Origin of the sequence: Blautia sp. OF03-15BH, from assembly GCF_003463065.1 — a bacterium.
In the GTDB taxonomy this organism is placed as follows: Bacteria; Bacillota; Clostridia; order Lachnospirales; family Lachnospiraceae; genus Limivivens.
This window is the reverse complement of the sequence record NZ_QSCM01000006.1, coordinates 219,144-244,632: the sequence shown is the minus strand read 5'-3', so window position 1 is coordinate 244,632 and position 25,489 is coordinate 219,144. Positions and strand designations below refer to the sequence as shown.

The window sequence follows — 25,489 nt, the reverse complement described above, 5'->3', positions numbered from 1 at the left end:
GTCAGGGTCTGGGCGGTTCCTGTGTAGGTTCTTTCTCCGCTTTCGCCGGTAAAGGTTACCGGTCTCGGAGTGATCTTCACATATGCAGGGATCACTTCGGATTCCCAGTTCTGCGCTTCCACTAAAAGTTTTACATATACCGGGTATTTCTGATCCGCATTGGACGATACATCTACATAAGAGGGATTTTCGGTTGTCCAGTTACTCTGGTCAACGGAATAAAGAATCGTTCCGCCTACTCCCTCGGTACTGATGCTGTGTGCATTTCCGTCATAGGGGCCTTCATAACTGGTTACTTTCAGCCATTTCGCTGTAAATGTCAAATTTCCAACCGTACCTTTTTCCAAAACAACGGCTCTCGGATCATGTGTACCTTCTTTCAGTGTACCACTGTATTCCCATCCTGCGAAAATATAACCTTCTCTTTCAGGCTTCTTGATCGTGAGCGGTAAATCCTTAATTGTATAAGAGTTCGGATTGCTGCTGTCATTGGTTCCACCATTCAGAACATATTTGATCTGATAAGAGGAAGGTTCCAGTTCAAAAGTTACGATATTCTTGCTGTTATCTGCTACCAGTTTTACCTGCTGATACTGATTTTTCAGGCGATATCCCTGTGCGTTCAGTTCTTTTACGATTTCCTGATCCGGATATTCTCTGAATTCAGCTGCAGAAGCTCTCTTAAACTCCGTGTCTTTCAATACAGTTTCGCCATAAACATATTGTACTTTATACTCCAGTTCTGCCGGAGAAGCATATATAAATTTAATGACGTCTTTTTCCGGATCACCGGTGATCTTAAGAGATTTCGTCGGTGCATCTACTGCATAGCCCTGATAAGCTGCGTCTGTCGGAGCCATTGCTTTTTCTGTAACGGTACTTCCGATCTGTCCTCGTTTTGTCTTGGAAGCAGCCACTTCTTTTCCGTCAGCTGTTTCATATTTTACAGTATAGTCGGCAAATCTTCTTGCCTTCCATTTTGCATAGATCGTAATATCTTTTGTTACAGGTGCATTTACATCAAATTTGCTGGTGAGACCTTCGTCTGTATACCATCCGGCAAAATCATAACCAGTTTTCTCCGGATCCGGCACCGTGATGGTATTGCCCTTCTGTGTCACGATCTCACCATTGGCTTCTCCATTATTGTAAACCAGGGTGACTGTCTTGTCCGGAGCAACCCACTTTGCATAGAGCGCCAGATTGTGAGAAGGCATTGTTGTAAAGGAATATGGCTCTCCATAACCATCCGGATTGTCATACCAGCCGGCAAATACATACTCGGAATCGACGCCACATTTTGTTTTGTCTGCCGGAGCATTATAGGTTTCCGTATTGATGTTTTTACCGAAACGGATTTTATTTTTAGATTTCAGTTCCAGATCCTTATAATAATAGGAAATTGTGTAGGTATTGCGTGTATAGTGGAAAAAGTAATGTTTTACTGTGTTCCCGTCTGTCGGTATATTTTTTGTTTCAGTATAAGTGTAAGTATAGCCGTCGATTTCTTTGGCATTAAAAGTTGCATTCCTATAGGAAGTCGCTGACTGTCTATATTTTTCATCATCGGTATATTCATCATCGTCTGCATTCTGTAACTTATAATGAAGTTCTACCGGTGTTCCAGTTCTCCAGAGTGATGTATAAGTCGTCGTAGATTTATTTGCAGAACTAGCAAGCATTCCTTTTGTTAAATTGAATCGTTTTGAAACAAATTGAATGCTACTATGCGACGAGTCCCATCCATAGAAAGAATTATCTTTCGGAGAAATATTGGTCTTTGTCGGCCATTTTGCAGAGATATCTTCTCCCAGACGTGCTGTAAAGGAGTATGGTGTACCACCCGCACGATAGGTGTTTCCACCAATACGCATTTCCACATTCGAGTCGCTACCCCACCAACTTTGATTCGGGTCCGTCAAATTAAACTTTATCGTATAGGTATTCAGATCATACTTTACATACACGACCGTAGAGTTATCTGCTTTTACTTCTACATTCTGATCTGCACTAGCAAAATGATAGTACTCACTGTCAGTAAAGCTTCCGACGTCATCGCTTCCGGATACCTTTGCACCGGTTTTTTCACTTCTGGTAACAGATTTCACAAAATCATATCCATCGGAAAGATTCTGTTTCTGGTAAACAACCGTATAATTTACGGTATCTGCGTTCCAGTGTGCGTAAACTGTAAGATCCTGCTCCAGAGAAGCAATGCTGTCTGGTGCTTTTTCTGCATTGGCCGCTTTTCCCATATACCAGCCTGCAAATGTATAACCGGCTTTGGTCGGGTTCTGACCATCTGCGATGGTAATCTCACTTTCGTACAGTCCTTCTTTCGCCGTTTTATAAGAGCCACCGTCCGTATCATATTTAACAGAATATGTGTTTCTGATATATTCCACGATGACCTTTGTGCTTCCGTCTGCTGCAATTTCCTGCTGTTCTACCGGTTTTGCGGTAAATCCGTTCTTTTCTGCCGCATTTACTGCTGTAGTATCGCCCACTTTTCCGGTAAAGGAAGCGGTCAGCGGTGTATCTGTATAGGAAGCCGGATTGGACAGATCTGCTTCTTCGTATCCTTTATTCGGAACACGCTCTGTCACCTGATAAGCAACGGTATTTGCCTTGAAGGTGATCGTAACAAAATCTTCTTTCTCGTCTTTTCCATAAGAAGCACGAAGTACATTTCCGTCTACGGTAAATCTCTCATTGTCAATCTCAAATCCATAGCCTGCCGGGATGTCTTCTATGGTATAGCTTACTTCATAATTGCCGCCATCCTGCTGAGTAAACATACGCGTCTCGGAATGTCTGGCAATGGTTCCGTTTTCATATAAGAACTGGAAGGTGATCGGAAGCTGGCCAGCCGGTACGATGGTAATATCATCAAGAGAACCAACGTAAACACCTCTGAAGCTGCTTTCCTGAGAAGCTTCGTCATTCGGGATAACGATCCAGCCATCTGCTACCTTATATTTAATGGTTGCAGTAACTGTTTCTCCTCCAAACTGTTCCAGTGCTGCTTTGGTAAGGTTGTATGCCTTTGATACAACCAGTCCGTCTCTGGATAACGCATATCCGGAAATATCGAAAACGCCATCTGTCAGATCCTGTTCGGTAATCTGAATCGGATCACTGACAGTAGAGAATCTTCCGATGCTGGTTGTCAGCATATGATTGATCACTATGGTATATGTTTTTTCAGAAGGTGCCGGTTCCTCTGCCGGTTCTGCCGGTTCCTCTGCCGGTTCTGCCGGCTCTTCTGCCGGTGCAGGTGCAGGCTCTGTCGGTGCCTCTGTCTCCGGTGCTTTTGTCTTCACAGTAACAATGGTGTTGTCTGTCTGGATCCCTTCGATGATGTATTCACCGGTTTCTGTCTGTCTTGCCGGAGTCGTTCCATCTACAAGAACACTCTCCAGTGTGTAGCCTTCGTTAAGACGGACTGTAAAGAGGATTTTTCCATCTACTGCGGTTCCCGTGGTGGACGCTTCTGCTGCATCTTTTACCCATACAGCTGCGCCTTCTCCAACCTGGAAAGTTACCAGATTTTTCCGCTGGGGAGCTTCTGTTGCAGGGGCTTCTGTTGCCGGGGTCTCTGCCTTCGGCGCTTCCGTTGCAGGTGCCTCTGTTGCCGGGGTCTCTGCCTTCGGCGCTTCCGTTGCAGGTGCTTCTGCCTTCGGTGCTTCCGTTGCAGGTGCTTCTGCTGCCGGAGCTTCTGCCTTCGGCGCTTCCGTTGCAGGTGCCTCTGTTGCCGGGGTCTCTGCCTTCGGTGCTTCCGTTGCAGGCGCCTCTGTTGCAGGTGCCTCTGCTTTCGGTGCTTCCGTTACGGGTGCCTCTGTTGCAGGAGTCTCTGCTTTCGGCGCTTCCGTTGCAGGGGTTTCTGCTGCCGGTTGCGGTTCAGCGACTTCCGCTGCCGGGGCTTCTTCTGCCTGTGGCGTCGGTTCTTCCACTGCCTCCTGAACGGGTTCCTCTACCACGGGTTCTGCCACTACTTCTTCTGCCACGGGATCTGCCATGGAATCAGACGCATATAGGACAGACTGGTCACATAGAACCATCGTCATTGCCAGAACGATCGCAAGGATACGTGACCATCTGGATCTTCTTTTTGTCTTCATACTTCATCTCTCCTTTCTCTTTCTTTTCCGTTTTCGGATAGCTGCTTGCGTTTTCTATGCCTTTCGTTTTGTGTTTTTAATATTTTTTCCATTTCTCTTCCCCTTTCTTGCTCTGCTGCCGGCTTTTCTTTTTTCGTGTACCATCAGAAATATATGTGTTCTTTCTCCTTTTAGAACTGTTTTTTCGCACACTTACCGACAGGGCTGTCAATGCTATAGCACTACTATAATCTTTTCTGGTCTCATAACGGTATCATGAGACATTTTTTCTTTCTTTTTTGCGCTTCTTATCTCAGATTTCTGCCTATAGCAATTCAATAAAATAATGCAGTCAAGGCGATTTAGCAGGGTGCGAAAGACAAGGATGAAATCTGCAGGCGTGCTGACGCACGGCAAAGATTTCTGACACAGTATTTCACACTCTGATGAATCGGATTGGATGCAGTATTTTGCAGAATTGCTATAGTCATCTAACCATCCATTTTTCCAGCCCCCGCCTCCTCAAGACCAGGCCTTCGTCAGCCCGGACAAGTTCCGCTCCTGCCTTCAATCCCAGCCCCGCCCGCTGTATTCCTCCGGATTTCATGTGGAGGCGGAGCAGAAATTCTTGGTCTGCCGGAACTGAAAGTCCCGACGGAAGCAACTGGCGAGGCGTCTCATTGACCGTTTTTGCGATTTTGGCTTTTTAAGGCAAACTTCCTTGGGCATTTCATTGACCTGTTTTGCGGTTTTGGCTTTTTAAGGCAAACTTCCTGGGGTGTTTCATTGACCTGTTTTGCGGTTTTGGCTTTTTAAGGCAAACTTCCTGGGGCATTTCATTGACCTGTTTTGCGGTTTTGGCTTTTTAAGGCAAACTCCTCCGACGATTCCACGCCATTATTTACAAAAAAGCCATGCCTCCGAAAGACAACCTTTCGGAGGCATGGCTTTTTATCTGATATCGTTTAGTCAAGCGGATATTCGCAATTCGCTTCGCTACTTGCTCTTAACCGAATGCTGCTTTGCAGCTTATCAGGAGTGGTTTGCAACACTCCTGATACAAGCAAGTCCCAACCCACTGCTTATTGCTTTGCGCAATCGAAGCAGGGGACTTGCTTGATTCGGTTAAATTGCAGAAACTGCTTCGCAGCGGAGCAATCCGCAGGCATCCGTTGGGAACAAAAGACCTTTTGCCTCCAACATTATCGTTTTTATTTGGAAAAACTTTCTTCTTCTACTAGCTGATCTTCTCTGGGATCAATGATATTTCCGAAGAAATCAACCACTTTTCCGTCTTCCCGTATAGAACAGCCAGGGATTTCCTGCCCTTTGGCATCCACAACCTTTCCGTCCACTATGCGAGCATCGTCGTGCATGATATTATCGGAATCAATGACTATAAAAGTATGACCGGAAGACTCGTCCGTCTTTTCCTTCTTGACCACACTGTGTTTGCAGGCTGTGTCCACCTTATGGATATCATATCCCGGCTGATCCAGAAGATAACCGCCGGAACGAAGCTTTTCTTCTGCCTTCACAAGAATCTGGATATTGTCACTTTCATACTTGTTAAAGACGCTTGGCGAAAACTTCTCCGCTTCCACCGTTCCCTGATACCAGCTCTTATCATTGAAATATTCCTGAAGCTCTGTAGAAAGGAATTTCCGGCCGTGGCGGGCATAGATCTCATTCTTGGCATAGCAGACTGCCTGGAGAGAGAGTTTATCCACTTCTTCCTGGGTCAGATACCGGGTATCCGCATCTGCGAAAATATACTCGCTGCGTGTATCTTCTGCCGCCTCAGTTTCCTTTTCTTTGGTTTCTGTTTCCTGAATCTCCGAGCTCAAGTCAAAAAGATCCACACCTGAAAGATCCTCAAATTTGCTGCCCTTCTCTGCGCCGGCTGCCGCTTCTGTCTCGGCTACCTTCGTTTCTGCCACTTCCGCTGCAGGCGCTTCCGTCTCGGCTGCCTTCGTTTCTGCCACTTCCGCTGCAGGCGCTTCTGTCTCGGCTGCCTTCGGCTCTGCCACTTCCGCTGCAGGCGCTTCCGTCTCGGCTGCCTTCGGCTCTTTCACTTCCGCTGCTGCCGCTTCCGTTTCCGCTGCCTTCGTCTCCGCCACTTCCGCTGCTGCCGCTTCTGTTTCCGCCACCTTCGTCTCTTTCACCTCTGCCGCAGGCGCTTCTGTTTCGGCTTTCTCTGTCTCTTTGCCGGAGTTTTTCTTGGCACCGGCCTTCTTTTTACCGGAAGACTCCTCTTCCTTCTTCTCCGTCCCGGCTTCCTGCCCGCCGGTCCCGGTCTCTTCTTCGCCGGGCACATAAGTGCCGGCCAGCCATTTTTCTACAAGCTCATAGTCAAAATCTTTCTGATCCAGCTCATACTCGCCTTCCGCTTTCTCCTGCTTTTTCAGAAAATCCAGATTCTCTTTCTCATAGTCATTTAAGAGACCTTCCACTTCCTTTTCATCCGCCAGGAAACCGAAATACCATTTCTGCGTTCCGAAATAATCCTTCAGTTCCTCTGACTCAAAGAGTTCTCCATGCTTTGCCAGGATCTCATACCGCCCATAGGCAAGAAGCTGGGCTGGAAGATCCTTCACATCTTCTTCTGTCAGAAGTTCCTTATCCGTATCCGGAAAGATGTATTCCTGCTCTTTTTCTGCCGCTCCTGCAAGAAGTCCGCCTGTCAGGATCAACAGGGCGGCTCCTGCTCCCGGCAGAATCTTTTTCAATCCTTTTCTCATACCATTTCCCACTTTCTTTTTTTCTGCAGGCGGTCCCTGGATTCCCCCAGAAACCGCCTGCCTTTCTGACTATCTACGCTGAGACTTTTTCAACTTGTGCAATCGGATTTGCAGACAAGTCAATGGTCTGGTTATTTCGAAAACGCTACACTATTTCAGCTGCTCATCTACCAGATAAATGGCGGAGCCGGAATCTCCCGTTGTCTCGATCTCCAGCACCTGGCAGCCTGTGATATCCACCTCAAAGCTCTGGGTTCCGGACAGTTTTCCAAAATCCGTCACCTCATACAGTTGATTTCCGTCACCATAGATCTTCAGAGAAATACTGCCCTCATAAGAAGTATCCTCACCGGCAGCCAGTTTTCCTGTGAAGGAAGTGCAGCTTCCGCCTGTATTGTAAGTCACTTTTGCATTCTCTCCCGAGGAAAGCTTCAGACAGCCATCATGCAGTTCCCCGTAAGAATCTACGAAAAGTCTGGAAATGCTGCTTTCTCCGACACCATCTACCAATACCAGATCCGAGATCCTTGCGATACCGGAAGAAGCCGGTGTTTCTGCCTTCGTAAGCTCCGGCTCGATGAGATAGAGATATCCGCTGTCATAAGCGCCATGATTGGCTGTTTTTACACAAAGCTGCTTCACGCCGGACACATCCACAGAAAATACTTCCTGGGGATCCTTTTTCGAGAAACTCTTTCTTTCATATAGAAGCTTTCCATCTCCGAAAACAGCAAAGTAAAAATCACCATTTACCGAAGCATCGGAAGATACATCTACGATCCCGCTCAATGTCTGATAAGCACCGTTCAGGTCCGTCCGGAGATATCCATTCTCTGAAGCATAGAATTTAACACTGTTCAGATAAATTTCATCGCCGTTATAAGCCTTCACACTCTCTGCATAAGAAGTTTCCTGCCACTCCATACCGGTAAGCAGGACAGCATTCTCATCCGAAGCTTCTGCTGCAGTAAGTTCCAGCACAAAGCCAAGATTCTGGTCGGAAATATCATTCCAGGAATCATCATAAGAATACATGCAGAGGAGGTTTTCATTTTCCTCGTGGTTATCCGGCTGGCTGCTGCCCCAGTATCCGTCCGTGATCGCCTCTCCATCGTTCCAGAGCCAGTTGTTTCCTGATTTACTGCCGCCCAGCCAGTAATAGCTGCTGTTTCCATCATCGATCAGATCATAGACCGCACTGTTTTCCGCTTCTGTCTTCGGCATTGCCAGGGTTCCGCCGGCAGCTTTGCAGAAAGCATCTGCCTGGCTCCAGGTCAGCTCCTGATCAAAACGGTAGTATTTCTTATTTTTATAGATGCGGGAACCGGCCGCCCGGCTTGCCACAGCCTCCGGAAGCTCCGGGAAGGTGTAGCGCTCTTTTTCCGCGGAAACGGCTTCTGCCGGACGGATCAGTCTGGAATCTGCAAGATATGCCGCTCCTGAACCGCGGATCTCCAGGATCTCTTTCCCCGTCACATCCAGAGAAAAGCTCTGTCCGCCCTGATAAAGAGTCAGATCATTTACAGAATAAACCACGGTTCCATCCAGAGAGATCTCCAGATCAGCGCTGTCGCTGATATCATAATCGCCGATTCCGGTAAGGACCATTCCTTCAAAGCTGGTATATTTTCCACCCAGTTTAAAGACAGCTCTTGCCTCATCCTCTTCAGCGAAATCATACCAGTCTTCATGTACATTTCCATAGACATCCGTATTCATGCCACGAATACTGTAATCGCCATACTCATAGCTGTCAATGAGCACCAGATCACTCAACTGGTCCACGGTTTCTGCCGGAAGCTCTGCTGCTGTATTTTTCCAGCACTTCGCCTCATTCAGGCAAAGGAAACCATTGCTATAAGCTCCACGGTTTGCCGCCTGGATGGAAAGCTTATCCACACCGGTAACATTCAGAGCGATCATCTCAGGTGCATCCGTCTTCCGGTAATTGTAACGGCTGTAGAGCAGTTTTCCGTCTCCCCAGATCGCAAGTTCAAAGGAAGCGTCACTCTCTGCATCATTCCAGGTACTTAAGTTTGCAGTGAACAGGCTGTATTTTCCACCCAGTTCATATTTTACCTGACCGTTTTCGGAAGCATCCAGGACCGGGCTGCCGAAATGCCTGTTTCCATAAGGATCTTCCAGTTCATTCCAGATATCAAAATTGGTGCCGGAAGCTGCCGTGAGATCTGCCAGCAGGTCATATTCTCCGGAAGGCGTTCCTTCGGATGCAGGTTCGATCTCCAGGAGAAAGCCGATATCCTCCGCATCAGCCGGACGGTCATTCCAGCTTCCGTAGTAGGAAGAGATCGTCAGGAAATCCTCATTTCCATCATAGTTGTCCGGCTGGCTGTCATTCCAGTTGGTCCAGTCAAAGGTTTCACCGGTCAGCCACTTCCAGCCTCCTTCCCATTCTTCATCGCTGGCTCCGAGCCAGTACTCACTATAAGCTGCATCTTCAAGAATGCTTCTGACAACCCGGCTTTCCTGCCAGGAGGTGATGGTTACCAGATGACCACCGGCCTGTTCACAGAACTTCTCAGCCTGCGTATAATTCAGAGGCAGATCATATCTCGCATAAATATGTCCCTCATAAGTGATCATGGCTGCCGCCTGGTTTGCCGCTGCATCAGGAAGCGCAGCCGCCTGTGGTGCTTCCACAGAGATCACTTCTGCCGCCTCGGTGCTTCCTTCCGTTTCTGTCTCCGTTCCGGCTTCTGTCTCAGCTGTTTCGGAAAGATCTGCTGTCACATCCTCTTCCGCTGCATTTTTGCCGTTCGCCAGCATGTAACTCTTATTGTCGGTAAGCCAGCTGTCCAGATCTTCTTTTCCGATAAAGAACCTGGTACTCGGATCATAGTTCATGCTCAGTGTTCCGTCCGCCTGCTTTACTACAGAATCGAAACTCATTCCATAATAAAGATCCAGCGTTGTCATGGAACGGTTAAACTGACGTATCGGAAGCGTCATATGATAAATGGCTGTCAGAAGATTTCCTGCTTCATAGTTCTCGTCTCCATCCCAGGGAACAAGCTGAAGCTGTTCCAATACCGGCGTTACTTTTCCGCCAGCCACCTGATCCCAGGCGATCCAGCCGGTATCCGATACCTGGTTTGTGATCTCCTCCTTTTTGTTTTCAAAGGTATTTTCAATTTCTCCTTCATATGGAGCGAGAAGCTTTCGCACCTCTGTATCCTCCGTAGAAGCAATGCCGAGATGATAATCGCCCAGCCCCTCTATGGTATCACTTTTCGTTCCACCAGTCAGGATCAAACCATTGCTCTGCATGGTTACCTGCTCTTCCTCGTAGGACGGAGTCACGGTCACGGTCACCTGATCCCCGTTGGAAACCGCCTCTTCAGGAGCCACCGAGGTATCAAACTGATCTCTCCAGGCACTCTTCACATTACCTGCGGCTACCTCCGCTTCCGCTGCAGCATCAAAAGTCTCTCCTGCTGCTCCGTAAGCTCCCCGCTGTTCTTTCTCAAAGATCTCCTTTAAATAGGAAGTCAGTTTTTCTTCATCCAGAGAAACCGTCACATAAGCGCTGCCATTGATGCCGCTTGCCGTCAGCGTCAGATACTCCGGAAGAGAAATGGTCTCCACGGGAAGCAGCCCTTCTGCTTTTGCAGAAATCTCTTCATATACAAAGTGGATGCCATACTTCTCGATATATTCCGGTCCGCTGAACAGATACGTGACTTCATCGCCGTTTTTCAGATCATTTTCCCCGTCATAAATGCAGGAAATCTGATAGAGCACAGAAGAAAGCGTCTGTTCGATATAGGTTTCTGCTTCTTCGGAGGAATCTGCTTTGCGGATCAGTGCAGCAACAGCTTCCTTCAGTGCATCATAATCCTGATCCATATAGACACTTCCACTGCCGTCAAAGCCGGAAAATCTGACCGTCATATAATCTTTGACCTTCACATCCTGAACCTTCACAAGGGTTTCTACTTTGATGGTCTTATCGCCGTTTTTCAGCTTCACTTTGTAATCATTCAGAAGCTTCGGATCCACGTTGCTGCTGACCTTGACCTTATCCCCATTGGAAAGCTCACTGATCGGTGAAATGGCAATGTCTTTATAGAGATCAGAAGTCCGCTCATAAATATCTTCGCGCATCCGTTCCGTCAGAGGTGACTTTTTTGCCACTGCATCCAGGATCGGCTGTATATCCAGATCAAAATATGCGGTTCCCTTTGTGTCCACACCACTGACTGTCACCTTCACACAGTCCATGACCGATATCTCATTTCCGCCGCCAAAGACTCCTTTGATGAATACCACCACAAGAACAAGCACTGCCGCAAGCCCGATCAGCGCATAAAGCCCTGTTTTTCCGTGCTTCCCGGCTTTTTCCGGAGCCGGCGGCTGCGGCTTTGGTTTCTGTGTTTTTTTCACGGGCGGCGGGGTTTTCTCTTCCGGATCATTCGGTTCCGGAGAGAACACTTCCTCCGGCACACCTTCCTCTTCCCGCTTCAAAGATGTTTCTTCCGGTTCCGGCGGCGGAGCGGCTTCCACCATTGCTCCGCAATATGGACAATGCTTTGCTCCCTCTGGTAATTTCTGTCCACATTCCTGACAAAACATGTATTTTTCCTCCCTTCATCCTGCTGCTCTTTTTATAAAAGTATAAAGCACTTTAGTATAAAAGTAAACCGATTCCTTTGTAAATTCTGGCAAAATCCGACAAAAAAAGACCGCCCGAGAAATCTCTCAGACGATCTCTTTTACTGTACAAAACCAAGCAGATCTTTTTCAGAATCTCCCAGCCGTGCAGTCTCGTAGCAGATCTCCACACTGGTATTCGGATAAGCCTTCTTAAAGGTCCGTAGGACACGGCTGACTACTTTTTCACAGTCCTCATACGGACAATCCGAAAGCAGCGCTGCGAACTGCCGGGAACCCAGACTGGAGATCACGTCGCCAAGACGCAGCTGCTGGCTGAGACAGGTTCTGAAATTATTTCTGGCATATTTCAGGACAAAGTTCTTTCTTCTGGACTGCTCCTCCAGTCCCTTTACGCATAGAGTAAACAGGACAAGACTGCTTTCTGTCTCTTTTCGCAGGATTTTTCTGGCCTCAATGCTGCAGAACTGATAAAAAACACCCTGTTCGCAGGAATAAGCTCCTTTTTCTTCCATGTTTTCCCGGACGATCTCGGCAATCTTCTGTATTTCTTCGTCTTTTCCCTGGTTGATCGCCATGATCTCCTGATAAAGCTTTTCTGCACACTCCGGTTTGTAGCCGCCCAGCTGCTCATTCCAAACCTTTTCCGCATTTTCGTATTCCTTCAGGGCTTCCTGTACTTTCTTCTGCCGGATCAGTCCAGTCAGAAGCCAGGCGCGCAGTTCCTCGTCCAGCGGCTCGCTCTTGATCGTATCCCGGCACAGACGGATGAGATCTTCCCAGTTCTCCTCCTGCTCATAGATGACTGCCAGGTTTTTCACCATTTCCAGACGGAGTGCCGCATAATAGGCATCAATGCTGACCATCCAGTACTCTCCCATCAGTACTTCCGTCATCGGCCGGTAAACCTGCAGCGCTTCTTCGTAACAATGCTTCTTTTCTTCCTGATTCTCCTGCTTTCCTGCTTTTTCATAAAAATCCTCAAAAACATCCACATCCATCACCACAGGGATTTCCGGATTCCAGGCGTAACTTTTATATTTGCTTATGATATAACTGCTGTCTCCCATCTGCTTCAATACATTCCGCATCCGGTAAACCAGATTTTTTATGTACCCGCTGCTGTTTCCAGACTCACTTCTTGTATTCGAAGCAGAGAGAAATTCCTCCATTTCCTGCAGCGTCACCAGCTTTTTGCGGTTCAAAAGAAGCAGGGTGAGGAGCCTGATCCCTTTTGCGGAACAGATCTTGTCTTCGTCCAGGATCTTATCTCCACAGGAAATCTGAAACCGCCCCATAAGATTCACTTTTATGATTTCCGTATCTGTATACATGCTCTCTTCCCCCCTTTGTTGCAGATCACCTAGATCCAGCCTCTTCTTCCTGCTTCACGAACAGCTTCCGCCTTGTTGGATACCCGCAGCTTTCTATAGATCTGCTGGGTATGATATTTTACATTGCTGACAGACATGTTCAATTCTTCTGCAATTTTCTCCTTTGAAAGCCCTTCGGCCTGAAGCCTTAAGATCTTCATCATGGTATCACTCAGATAGACCTCTTCTATCCCGCTGTCAAGATAAGAAGGATAGAATTGTGCCATTTTTTCAAGTTCGGCCTGTACTTTCTTCCAGAACTGTCTGTTTTTTGCGGCCTGTTCTTTATTTTCCTCCGGCTCCGTCGGTTTCCAGGAGGTTTTATGGACAAGCGGCAGAAGTGCAGCTCCCTCTCTTGTCACGATCCGGACAAAGCCATAGTGCTCGATCTCCGTCAGAGCTTTCTTCAGAAGAAGATCCCAGTCGTTTTTTCCCATACGATACTCTGCGATCGCAGCCAGAAGCTGTCCTTCCATTTCCAGATAAGGTCGCTTCATGATCTTCGCATAATAGTTACACTTGATCAGAAGATTGTATGCCTGTTCGTTTCTTCCTTCCAGAAGATAACACCGGGCTTTTGTCAGATACTGAAAACGGTCATAAATGCAGAAGCCCATTTCTTCATCCGGTGCTTTTTCCATCCATTCCTTTATTTCTTCTGTTTTTCCTTCGTACAGATAACAGCGTGTCAGAAAGGTCCTGATGTTCGCAAAAAGTCGTTCTGCCCCCTCCTGCTCCGCTTTCCGGTAAAAACGCTTCAGAAGATCTTCTGCCTCCGAAGCCTTGCCGTTGATGATATGAAGCCAGGATAAAATCCCGTCTCCTACGAAACACTGCTCGATCCTGCCGCCTGCATCCGCCTGCATCCTGCCTTTATTCGCCAGCATTGCCACTTCATAATTGTCTCCGCCTTTTTCAAACATGCTTTCTGCAACAGCCAGATTTGCAAGACCTTTTCCGTAACTTCCAAAAATGCCTTCCATGATCTTTTCCATGCTCTGCATGATTTCGATGTCCTGAAAACTCCAGTCACAAAAATCTTTTTCGCCGTTCATCAGAGAGGGCTGGTTCGCCGTAATGGAAAATTCCTGCAGATGGACTTTATTCTCTTTCAACAGGTCATAAGCTTCTTTGAGGATCTCCGCTATCCCTTCGATCCCCCTGTGCGGAAGAGCGATATCCAGATACAAAAGCTGCTCTCTGGCTACTCTCTTCTGGCTTCCTGTATATTTTTTCTCATACTCTTTCAGTTCCTGATACCAGCGCTCACTCTCGGAAATATTCAAGAGCAGAGACTGAAGCATACTTAAGCCTTTCATCAACTCCGGACTTTCCAGAACGCGTTCCTCTGGCAGATCCAGGTAATACTTTTTCAATTCGTAATAGTAGCCGTTGTTTGGTGTCATCCTCGCATTGTCTACCAGAATGGAGGCGATCCGTTCCGTATCACCGACCGCTTCATACATAGCCAATGCCTTCATAGGCTCTCTTTTCAGCTGGTAATAAAGACCTGCATTTTCATAGAGCTTTTTCTGCTTTTCCATCGAATACCGCTTTTTCAGCCGTCTTCTCATGCTGGTCAGCATTTCCTCACGCAGATAATAACAGGTCTCTTTCCCTTTCCGGTCTTCCACCATGAAATTTCCCAGCCATTTGCTTTTCTCAACCAGCATTTCCACATCCAACCGGCCAGTGATCATCTCTGCCAGCCGGATCGTAAACTGGTCCACAATCGAGACTTCCATCAGAAACTCCTGCAGCTGGACTTCCCACTGATCATAGACGTGATATTCCAGATAGTCCCACATCTGGTCTTTGGCATTCTCAATCAGTATTTCAAATTCCTGATCATCAAAAGGTCCGGATGGGTCTTTTTTCAATTGTCTGAATCGATAATAGGCATCGTAAGAAACCTGCCAGCCAACAGGTACTCCGTGACAGTAAGCCTTCATAATGGTCTGCTGTTTTTCAGTGAGGATCATATTTCTCCGGCTTACATACTGTTCTTCCATCCGTTCGTCAAAGAGCAGGCGCTCCTCATTGATGATACAGAACATTTCCCGGTAGCGGATCGGCGCTAACCAGGGTGGAACAGGGCTTCTCCCTGCCAGGATCAGCCAGATATCCTCTCTTACTGCCAGCTTTGTGATCAGTTCTTTGACTTCTTCCTGATTCGGATCAAAAACCAGGTCATGAAGATCATCGATGACAATGATCTGTCGGGTTTCCTTTTTTTTCGGTTTCAAGGCTTCCGGATCTATTTTTCTTCCATTCAGAAGCCTGTATTCCATTCCGTTCAGATAACGGGTGAAAAATTCGGTCTTGCCAATTCCCGTAATACCGAATATATATACGGTCTGACTGTCTTCATCCGCACTCTTCATACGGCGGAACGCCCTGACCGGGCGGATGTAACACAGCCGCTCTTTCTTTGTTGTTTCCATTCGTTTCGCCCCCTTCCTGACACCCTGATCTATGGCATACCACAGACCAAGCCTGGTGAAGGATTATGGTTAGATTATAACAGTCAGTCCGTGTTTTGTACACTAACCGAATGGCTAGTACAGTGTTTCGAAAATAACCGGATCATTCACGCAGGATGCAGATTTGATTGCAGACAAGTCAATGGTCTGGTTATTTCGAAAACGCTGTAGTGGTAACGTGAAAATTGTGTGTGGGGGTATATAGAAAAAACGGGAAGCTGATAGCTCCCCGTTTTCATTCTTATACTCCTAAAAAGATAATGTTTTAATCTTTTGCATAGGTCTCACAAAGCTTCAATAGAATCTCTACATTTTTTACCATAGACTGGATCGGAACATATTCGAAACGCCCATGGGCGTTTTCGTAACCAGCCGACAGATTTGGACACGGAATCCCCCGAAAAGATAAGGAAGATCCGTCTGTTCCGCCCCGAAACGGTTCCGTCTTCGGAGTAAGACCACATTCTTGTATCGCCTTTTTCAGATAATCTATCATAAAGGGCACTTTACTTACTACCTCGTTCAGATTGCGATACTGTTCCCGTAAATCAAGGTGAATGTTTTCTTTTCCGTATTTTTCTGCAAGCTTTTGTGCGCAGGAACGAATAAATGCATTTCTCGCCTCAAATTTTTCCAGATCAAAATCTCTGATGAGCAGATCCACCCTGGCATTTTCACAGTCAGCCACACATCCTGTTACATGATAAAAGCCTTCCTTGCCTGATGTGTATTGAGGTTTTTCCAGAGCTGGCAGCATCTGCTGAAATTCCACTGCGATATCTGCCGCATTTCTCATAATTCCCTTTGCAGTACCTGTATGTACGCTTAAGCCATGTACACTTAAAGCTGCCCCTGATGCATAAAAAGTGTTATCGATATAATATCCCAGATGATCTCCGTCTAATGTATAAGCAATAGGCGAGCCGAAACGCTGAAAATCCAGAAATTCGGCAAGCCCGTTCGATTCCTCATCGGGAGTAAACGCAATGCTGATCTTTCCATGAGCAACTTCCGGATGTTTCAAGAGATATTCTGCCATTGTCATCACTGCTGCAATTCCAGCCTTATCATCCCCACCAAGCAAGGTAGTGCCATCGGTCAGGATCAGGTCCTGACCGACATACTGCAGAAGATTTGGAAATTCTTCGGTTGTCATTACAATACTTTTTTCTTTATTCAGGAGAATATCCCCTCCATCATAATGATTCAACACCCAGGGTTTGACATCTTTTCCACTGGCATCCGGCGCCGTATCAATATGGGTGATAAAACCAATCGTTCTTCCTTCTCCCTCTGGTAAATTAGAAGGAATACACCCATAAGTATAAAAAGTTTTTTCATCAAGATACACCTCTGAAATGCCTATTTCACGCATCTCATCCGCAAGCATTCTGGCCAGATCGAACTGATTGGAGGTAGTAGGAAAAGTCTGACTACTGCGATCTGAATGTGTATCAACTTTAGCATATCGAATCAATCGCTCTTTTACCTGATCATAGAATTCCATTTTTATTCCAGTCCTTTATCTCTTTTTATTTGTGTTCTGCAAACAGCCGCACTACATTTAAAAGAATCTCTGTCACTTTATCTAACGCTTCCACGGTAATATGTTCAAAAGGCCCATGGTGACCGTAAACTCCTGTTCCGATATCCGGACAGGGTAAACCTCGAAAACTCAGCTGACAGCCGTCTGTACCACCTCGAATAGGCTTAATGATTTCCTTTTCACCAGCCATACGAACTGCCTGAACCGCATACTCGATCAGTTCATAATGCTCCTTGATCACATCTGCCATATTGAAATACTCATCGGTTATGGTAATTTTTACTGTATCTTTTCCATATCTGTCATTGAGAAGCTCCGCAATATGCATTATGCATTTTTTTCTTGCTTCAAAAAGAGCTCTGTCATGATCCCGGATAATATATTCCATCGTACATTCATCCGGAGTTCCGTTCCATTTTGTTACATGGAAAAATCCTTCATATCCAGTGGTATTTCTCGGTATATCACCAGAGGGGAGCATGTTATTCAACTCATTTGCCACAAGCAAAGCATTGACCATGACATCTTTTGCACTTCCAGGATGAACACCGAAGCCCTGAATGGAAATCTGTACAAGAGCCGCATTGAAGTTCTCATACTGAACCATACCTACTTTTCCACCATCCACCGTATAGCCAACATCGGCACCAAGCTTCTCAAGATCAAGATCTTTTGCGCCTGCACAGATTTCTTCATCCGGCGGAAAGCTGAAAGCCAGTCTGCCATGAGGCAGTTTCTCGCGAATGACCGTTTCTGCCATAGTCATGATTTCTGCAATTCCTGCTTTATCATCGGCTCCAAGCAATGTAGTCCCATCCGTCACGATCAGTGTTTGTCCTACTAATTCCTTAAGATCAGGAAACTTTTTCGGTGAAAGTACTTTTCCACTCTTTCCAAGAGGAATCTCTTCACCGTTATAATTTTCAACGAGCTGTGGCCGTACATTTTCAGCATTGAAAGCTGCTGTATCCAAATGTGCACAAAACATCACACAGGGAACTTCCTCATAACCGGATGTTGCCGGAATACTTCCGTAGACATAGCATTTATCATCTACATACGCATCCTCTATACCAATCTGATGCATTTCTTCTACCAGGAGTCTGGCAAGATCAAATTGTCCTTCACTACTGGGTGTTCTTCCGGTCATATCATCACTGCGGGTATTGATAACAACATATTTCAAAAATCTTTCATAGGCTCTCATCGCTTCATCCCCTGTTCTATTTTCCAATCAGCTGATAAACCCTGTGGATCCGAAGTGGATTCAAAGGAATATGATATTTGTTTTCTTCATCTACAGTAAATGCAATCTCCTTCTTCTCCGGGAAAACCTGAAATACTTTTTCCAATGAGATATCTGCTCCGTCAATCTGCAGTTCGCCGCCCGGAATGAGTGGTGTGTCTCCTCCTGTCAGTCTTGCACAGGCAGACAGCTCGTGGAAAATCCATTCCTGCTGTCCTTCGTTTTCGGCTGTTTTTTCGTAAAGAGCATATTCTGCCATATTCACATATTCTGTAGCCAGAAAAACACTCGGTTTAAACAGATACAACAGTAAATCTGTCAGCACTTTTTTCGTCCAGATAAAGTTTTCATTGATCAAAGCAAAAAAATCAAAACAGAAACTGATTACCTTTCCATCTCCGACAACATGTTCTGTAATAGCCGGATATCCCGTGTCTTCTCCCGGAAGCGGACTTCCCCAGTTTACCCACGTCGTATCAGATAAACCAACAGCAGGATTGATAAATGTACCATACAACACCATATTCGATGGATCTGTAAGCTGACAATTCAAAACGGTACCATTTATCGGAGGTGTGGTTTCTGATGAATGTTTCCACACAGGTGACGTTTTGGGCTGAATGTAGGCACTCCACGGATTCTGTATATAATCATCATTTTTGCGTTCCAAAGACAGTCCCATAAGGTCTTTCAAAAGAAATTCTTCCCGTTCTTTTCCATCTGCATCGGAAAGTCCGCTTTCCCCTGAAATCAGAACTACACCACCCTCATAGACATATCTTTCCAGGTCTTTTGCCATATCCTCACTGATATAAGCTACCGAAGGAATGATCACCGCTTTAAATTCCTTCATTTTATTAAGATCAAGATCCAGTTCCGGCACCAGACACCAGGATATTTTGGAATAATCACACAGTTTCATGGCTCCAAGAAGCGCTTCTCTGTGTTTACCGCTGATCTTTGTACGGGAAACGCTACGGATTGGAATGGACTTTGTCACCTTCAGAGTATCAGAAAGATCACTCTGAAGAATACATACATCCGCGTGTACCTTTCTGTTTCCAAGATACGGCTCAATTTTTTCAATCTCCCGATAAGTTTTTCCGATCTTTTGTGCTTCTTCAAACTCCAGGCTGCCATCCCGCCGCATGGATTCGCTGTACATAAACACATGACAGTCCTGTGCTGCAATTTCTGCTGCTGCCAGTTCATAAATGCTATCTGGCTGGTAATTGAAAATCTGTGATACATTTCCCGGACCTAACTGAGGATGACGCCCCCCGGAAGTATCTCTGGTGTAAGCACCTGACAGCCAGTTTCCTGCCCATGGCTCCGTATACATGTAATCCAGCTTGTCTCTGGTGCTCTTTCTGTAATGAGAGGAAAAATTCACAGTGATCGCCAGTGAAGGATCAATAGCCTTCAATTCCGCTTTCACTTCATCCAGAAGTTCTTCTGAATCATCATCCAGAAATGTTGCAAGATCCTTGTTGTAACGGATCATATCCTCTTCTGTTTCCGGCATCTCCATTCCAAAACGCTCTCTGTAACGCTTTTTACAGGTATCACAATAGCACAACGATTTTCCAAAAATATCAATAAAAAGGGAGTCCGGATGATAGTTTCTCACCACTTCTTTCAGCTGCTCCAACGCATATTTCCGATAGTCGCTGGACATACAGGGCATTCCCCATTTGGCATTACTGGAATTATCCGGCATTCCGCAGACCAGTTTTTGTCCGTCCTTTGTCATACAAGACCATTCCGGATGCGCTTTTGTAATATAATTGTCATACTCAAAGCAGTAATATGCCGTAAATTCAATATTTAATTTTTCAAGAACCGGTTTTATTTCAGCGATCCAGTCTCTTTCTCCCAGAGCCGGATGCTTTTTACCAACCTTCGTGTCATAATAGGAATTACCCCAATGATCTTTTGTATAGACCATCACATGGTCAATGTTTGCTTCTTTCAGGAAGCGTTCGCATTCCTCTGCATTCAGTTTGTCAAAATTTACAACCGGGGGATCCGGTGAATGATGATCACAGAGATAACCTCTATATGTATATTTATATTTATCAGACATTTTCCTTTTTCCTATCTTCTTATTTTTTGATAATACTAAAAATCTTGGCCTGTTATAGAAAAAAGTGTCAATGAATATTTCTTGACACTTTTTTCAAAGAAACAATTAAATTCTATTTTTCTGCATATGAGAAGATGGTCACACCTTCAATTGCCGGATAAAATACTCCTTTCAGAGTACTGTCCATGCAGTAGGTATAACTGCCATCATACAGAGGACAAATAGAGAAACCTTCGTCCGTAAACATGATTGCTTCAATTTCTTCAAGAACCTTATCTCTTTCCGTTCCTGCTTTCATCGTATGTGCCTGTGCAACCAGTTCATCATATTTCTCGTTGCTCCATCCGGAATACTCAAAGCTTCCGTTTGATCCAAACAGATTGAAATATCCGATCGCATCATTGTAGCTCAGACCATATCCAAGACGGGCAATGTAGAAACCTCCCTGGGAAATTGTCTGTGTATATCCGGCAGAGTCAATGTTGTTCAGCGTTACATTGATGCCAAGTACATTGGAAAGGTCAGACTGAACTGCTTCTGCGATTGCTTTATTGGTATCACTGGTGTTGTACTGATAATCCATTGAGGTATCGGGATTCCATCCGTCATCAACAGCCTCCTGATACAGCTGCTGTGCAAGTTCACATCTTCCAACATAGTCAGACAGATCGTAATCCGGGTACTGTTCCTGAAGCCAGCTATACATTACTTCACCTACTGCATCCGGCCAGGACTCTCCTTCACTGGTTGTGATTGCTTCCGGAATAAGAGAAATGGCAGCTGTAGAACCATCCTGTGTTACATTCTCTACAATGTTATCTCTGTCAATTGCCAGAAGTACTGCCGCACGTACTCTCCAGTCTGTCATGGAATCTACGTTCAGATAAAGATATGTACAGTTACATCTCGGATTTACAAACAGATCTCCGGATGCTTCGAGTGCTTCGATCTGATCTGCCGGCACACCACTGATAAAATCATAGTCACCAGACTGATATGCAGCAAGATTCGAAGTCTGGCTGTCAGAAAGATGGAAAGTGATCTTATCCGGGCCTAAATTTTCATAATCATAATATTTTTCGTTTTTCTCCAAGGTGATGTAACTGTCATGTACCCACTCAGTCATCACATAAGGACCATTTGCACAGTATGTTCCAGCTTCTGTCCAGGTATCATTTCCTTCGATCACATCCTGACGAAGAGGCATTAACTGAGAAGAACAGGTTAACTCCAGGAAATATGCACAACTGTTTTCCAGAGTAACAACCAGAGTCTTATCATCCGGTGCTTCCACGCCTAATTCACTGGGATCCATCTCACCTGCATTGATCGCAGCTGCATTTTTAACGATCGCATTAAGCAGTGAGCCATTACTTGACGCTGTGTTCGGATCAACCAGTCTCTGCCATGCATATACAAACTGATCGGCAGTTACCGGTGTTCCATCGTTCCATACGATATCATCACGAAGGTGGAACGTATACGTCAGAGTATCTTCATCATATTCATAAGATTCTGCCTGACCCGGAACAATTTCTGCTGCCATTTCTTCCGGATTTGTTCCAACTGCTTCAGTAGTCGGTGCAAACTTCATCAGTCCTTCTTCCATATGAACAATGATTTCATACTGGTCTCCACCGGTAGTAAGCGTAGGATCCATGGAATGAGGCTCGGAATAACCGGTAGCTGCATCGATGGTAAACTCCTCATCCGCCCTTACATTTGTACCACCAAATACCATTGCAAGGCATCCACATGCAATGAAAAATGTTGCTAATGCTTTTCTCTTCATACTGTTCCTCCTTATTCGTGTTTTTTATATATCAATTTTTTTTGATATCTGTGTATCATGACCTTTAATCTTTATGAAAAAGATGGCAGGCAACAAAATGCCCTTTTTCCACTTCTCTCAGTTCCGGACTTTCCATCTTACAGATTTCACTGCAATGCTGACATCTTGTATGGAATCGGCAACCGGAAGGTGGATTGATCGGACTTGGGATTTCTCCCGTCATCGCCATTCTGGACCTGGAACGGGTCAGTTCCGGATCCGGGATCGGAACTGCTGCCAGAAGCGACTGCGTATATGGGTGCAAAGGCTTCGAACACAATTCATAGCTTTCTGCCAACTCCACCATACCTCCAAGATACATGACACCAATTCGATCCGATATGTGCCGGACCACCGAAATATCATGAGCAATAAACAGATACGTAAGACCCAGCTTATCCTGCAGATCTTCCATCATATTAATTACCTGCGCCTGAATAGAAACATCCAGTGCAGAAATCGGCTCATCACAGACAATAAACTCCGGATTTACTGCCAGAGCTCTGGCGATTCCAACTCTTTGCTGCTGTCCACCGGAAAACTCATGCGGGAAACGGTTGGCATGTTCTGTATTCAGTCCTACAATGCCAAGCAACTCTTTGACTTTTTCCTTCCGTTCTTCTTTATTTTTTGTCTTATGATGAATATCCAGTGCTTCTCCTATGATCTCTCCAACCGTCATACGGGGATCCAGTGATGCTGAAGGATCCTGAAAGATCATCTGCATTTTTTCCCTGTAAGGTTTCATTGGAACTGCAGTTTTTGTTTCGCTGTCAAAAATGACCTCTCCATCATATGTAATCCTTCCTGATGTTGGTTCATATAGACGGATCACAGTACGTCCCAGTGTTGTTTTACCACATCCGGATTCGCCTACCAACCCCAAGGTTTCGCCTTTAAAAATTTCAAAGCTGACATTTTCCACTGCATGAACTGCTTTCTTCGGCTGAAGAAAGCCACTTTTGATAGGGAAATGTTTTACAAGATGTTCTACCTTGATCAATACCTGGCGATCATTTGCTTTATTCTTTTCAACCATTCTTTTCTGCCTCCTTCTTCATCTCGAGTACATGAAGCCAACAGGCCGATATATGATTGTTTTCTCCCACTTTTACATAAGGAGGCTCCTGCTCCTGACATATTCTCATGCACTTTCCACATCGCGGAGCAAAACAACATCCTTTCGGCGGATTAAGAAGATCCACCGGACTTCCCTCGATCGGATTTAAACGTTCATGATTCACAATGTCGATTCGCGGCATAGAAGCAATCAAACCTTCTGTGTAAGGATGCTTCATATGATAGAAAATATCTTCGATTTTTCCCTGTTCCACAATATGTCCGGCATACATAACAGATACAGAATCACAGATCTCAGCAACTACACCTAGATTATGTGTGATAAAAATAATCGCTGTATGATGTATTTTCTGCAATTTTTTCATCAGCTGCAGAATCTGCTCCTGTGTTGTTACATCCAAAGCAGTGGTCGGTTCATCTGCAATCAAAAGTTTTGGATTACAGATCAATCCCATGGCAATCATTACACGCTGACGCATACCACCAGATAATTCATGAGGATACTGTTTGATTCGTTTTTCCGCATTATTGATACCAACCTCTGTGAGAATATCGATTGCTCTTTGTGTTGCTTCCTTTTTTGATATGCTCTTATCATGGCGCCGTACTACTTCCACTAACTGATTTCCGATGGTATATACCGGGTTCAAACAGGTCATCGGGTTCTGGAAGATAATACTCATTTCATTTCCCTGCAGGTCTGACATTTCTTTCCTGGAAAGATGCAGGAGATCTTTTCCTTCAAATTCAATGCTTCCTCCGCATACTTTTCCTGAACCTGCCAGAAGTCCCATAATGGTATAGGCTTCCACACTCTTTCCGGAACCGGATTCTCCTACTATTCCCATAATTTCATTTTCATGAAGTTCATAGGAAATACCGTTTACCGCCTTTACTTCTCCTGCTGGAGTAAAAAAGGATACTTTCAAATTATCTACTTTGAGAAGAGGTTTGTCCTTCTTCACATAATCTGTCTTTTCAGCCATAAGTCCTCCTATTTCAGTCTCGGATCCAGTGCGTCGCGCAGACCGTCGCCAATCAGATTAAGAGACAATACCAGCACACTAAGAATCAATGCCGGGCAGATCAATCGATGCGGATATACAGATAATGTTGCAAGTGCTTCCGAACACATGGAACCAAGACTTGCCATAGGTGCTGCTACTCCGATTCCCAGGTAAGACAAAAAGGATTCTGTAAATATAGCTGAGGGAATCTGCAGACAGGTCGCAATTACCAGCTGACCTACGCAATTCGGAAGCAGATGACGTAAAATAATACGTTTCTTTTCTGCGCCTAAAACTTCTTCTGCTGTGATAAATTCCATTCCCTTTAACTGCAATACCTGTCCTCGTACAAGTCTGGCCATGCTCACCCAATACAACAATGCAAACACGATAAACATACTTACTATTCCCACACCAAGATCTCGCATTGCTCTTGCGAATGCAGTATGGGAAGAATCAAACCAGGCCTGCAAAGGAGCACTAAGCACAACTTGAAGCAACAGAACCATCAAGGTAGTCGGAATAGAAATAATGATATCGATGATACGCATGATCACGAAATCCACTTTGCCGCCTACCAGACCTGCAATGGATCCGATCAATGCGCCGATCACCAGAACGATCAATGCTGCTGCGATTCCTATAATCAACGATACCCTTGTTCCATACATACATCTGGACATAATATCACGTCCGGCAGAATCTGTTCCCAAAACATGCGGAACTACTTTTTTGATCATATCGATACGTTTTGCCCCTTCAATGGCATCCAGTGTATATTCCAAAGGTTTTGTTTCTGAAAAAGTCCCATCCTCCTGCACATCCTTGGAACTGGCTATAAACAACTTCTCCTCTGTATCTTTATCATACAGGATGTAACTATTGGATAATGTTTTTTCTCTTGTAAAGTAATATTTCTTTCCGCCTGCTTTTATGTAATAACTACCCTTACTTAAGGATTTCAAGGATCCTTCCATCATATTCGTGCAGAAAACAGCATCATAATTTTTCAATACTTCCTGCTCTTCCAATTCCACATCCGAATATTCCATGGGACCCAGCTTTACACTGTTTCTGTACTGACTTTCATAACTGTAAGGAATGAAAAAAGGTCCTGCAAATGCAAAGATCAAAATCAGAATAAACACCACCGAAGCAACCATAGCTACTGTATTTGCTTTAAAACGCCTCCACGCATCCTGCCAATAGGTTATGCTTTTTCTGTTATCCTCTGCATTTTTCGCTTTTTCATCCGCTGACACCGGTTCAAACAATTCATCTGGCAGCGTCAGGCCTTCCAAATCCTTCGGACTGTTGATCCGAATATTTTTCCAATTCATCCCACTCATATCCGTCCACCTTTT

General features: G+C 45.3%; 12 protein-coding genes. All 12 read right to left on the bottom strand.

Features of this window, described 5'->3' with window-relative positions; genetic code table 11:
* Positions 1–4,121: InlB B-repeat-containing protein (locus DXA57_RS09085; RefSeq protein ID WP_199612706.1), on the bottom strand; the 4,121-nt coding region annotated here is incomplete at its 3' end.
* A 1,190-nt stretch (positions 4,122–5,311) separates the two neighbouring features.
* Entirely contained in the window at positions 5,312–6,841 is a 1,530-nt protein-coding gene (locus DXA57_RS09075) for a YARHG domain-containing protein (protein ID WP_117766776.1), read from the bottom strand.
* A 150-nt stretch (positions 6,842–6,991) separates the two neighbouring features.
* A complete protein-coding gene (locus DXA57_RS09070) occupies positions 6,992–11,434 on the bottom strand; it encodes an NPCBM/NEW2 domain-containing protein (protein WP_117766774.1) in 4,443 nt (1,480 codons plus the stop codon).
* Between the two features lie 140 nt (positions 11,435–11,574).
* Entirely contained in the window at positions 11,575–12,807 is a 1,233-nt protein-coding gene (locus DXA57_RS09065) for a bacterial transcriptional activator domain-containing protein (RefSeq protein ID WP_117766772.1), read from the bottom strand.
* Positions 12,808–12,836: 29 nt separating this feature from the next.
* The gene (locus tag DXA57_RS09060; RefSeq protein WP_117766770.1) at positions 12,837–15,290 is read right to left on the bottom strand and encodes a LuxR C-terminal-related transcriptional regulator; all 2,454 of its coding nucleotides are present in this window, start codon (positions 15,288–15,290) and stop codon (positions 12,837–12,839) included.
* 304 nt (positions 15,291–15,594) lie between these two features.
* Positions 15,595–16,836: a peptidase T gene (gene pepT, locus DXA57_RS09055; RefSeq protein WP_117766768.1), complete on the bottom strand. Its 1,242-nt coding sequence runs from the start codon at positions 16,834–16,836 to the stop codon at positions 15,595–15,597.
* Positions 16,837–16,861: 25 nt separating this feature from the next.
* The gene (gene pepT / locus DXA57_RS09050) at positions 16,862–18,082 is read right to left on the bottom strand and encodes a peptidase T (protein WP_117766766.1); all 1,221 of its coding nucleotides are present in this window, start codon (positions 18,080–18,082) and stop codon (positions 16,862–16,864) included.
* A 16-nt stretch (positions 18,083–18,098) separates the two neighbouring features.
* A complete protein-coding gene (locus DXA57_RS09045; protein ID WP_117766764.1) occupies positions 18,099–20,207 on the bottom strand; it encodes an alpha-L-fucosidase in 2,109 nt (702 codons plus the stop codon).
* Positions 20,208–20,319: 112 nt separating this feature from the next.
* The gene (locus DXA57_RS09040) at positions 20,320–21,999 is read right to left on the bottom strand and encodes a peptide ABC transporter substrate-binding protein (RefSeq protein WP_117766762.1); all 1,680 of its coding nucleotides are present in this window, start codon (positions 21,997–21,999) and stop codon (positions 20,320–20,322) included.
* 64 nt (positions 22,000–22,063) lie between these two features.
* Positions 22,064–23,077, bottom strand: a complete 1,014-nt coding sequence (locus DXA57_RS09035; protein WP_117766760.1) for an ABC transporter ATP-binding protein — start codon at positions 23,075–23,077, stop codon at positions 22,064–22,066.
* Positions 23,070–24,104, bottom strand: a complete 1,035-nt coding sequence (locus DXA57_RS09030) for an ABC transporter ATP-binding protein (protein ID WP_117766758.1) — start codon at positions 24,102–24,104, stop codon at positions 23,070–23,072. Before DXA57_RS09030 ends, DXA57_RS09035 begins: the two co-directional genes overlap by 8 nt.
* 8 nt (positions 24,105–24,112) lie before the next feature.
* Positions 24,113–25,474 carry an ABC transporter permease gene (locus DXA57_RS09025; protein ID WP_117766756.1) on the bottom strand — a complete coding sequence of 454 codons (1,362 nt, stop codon included), beginning with the start codon at positions 25,472–25,474 and terminating at the stop codon, positions 24,113–24,115.
* Between the last annotated feature and the right edge of the window lie 15 nt (positions 25,475–25,489).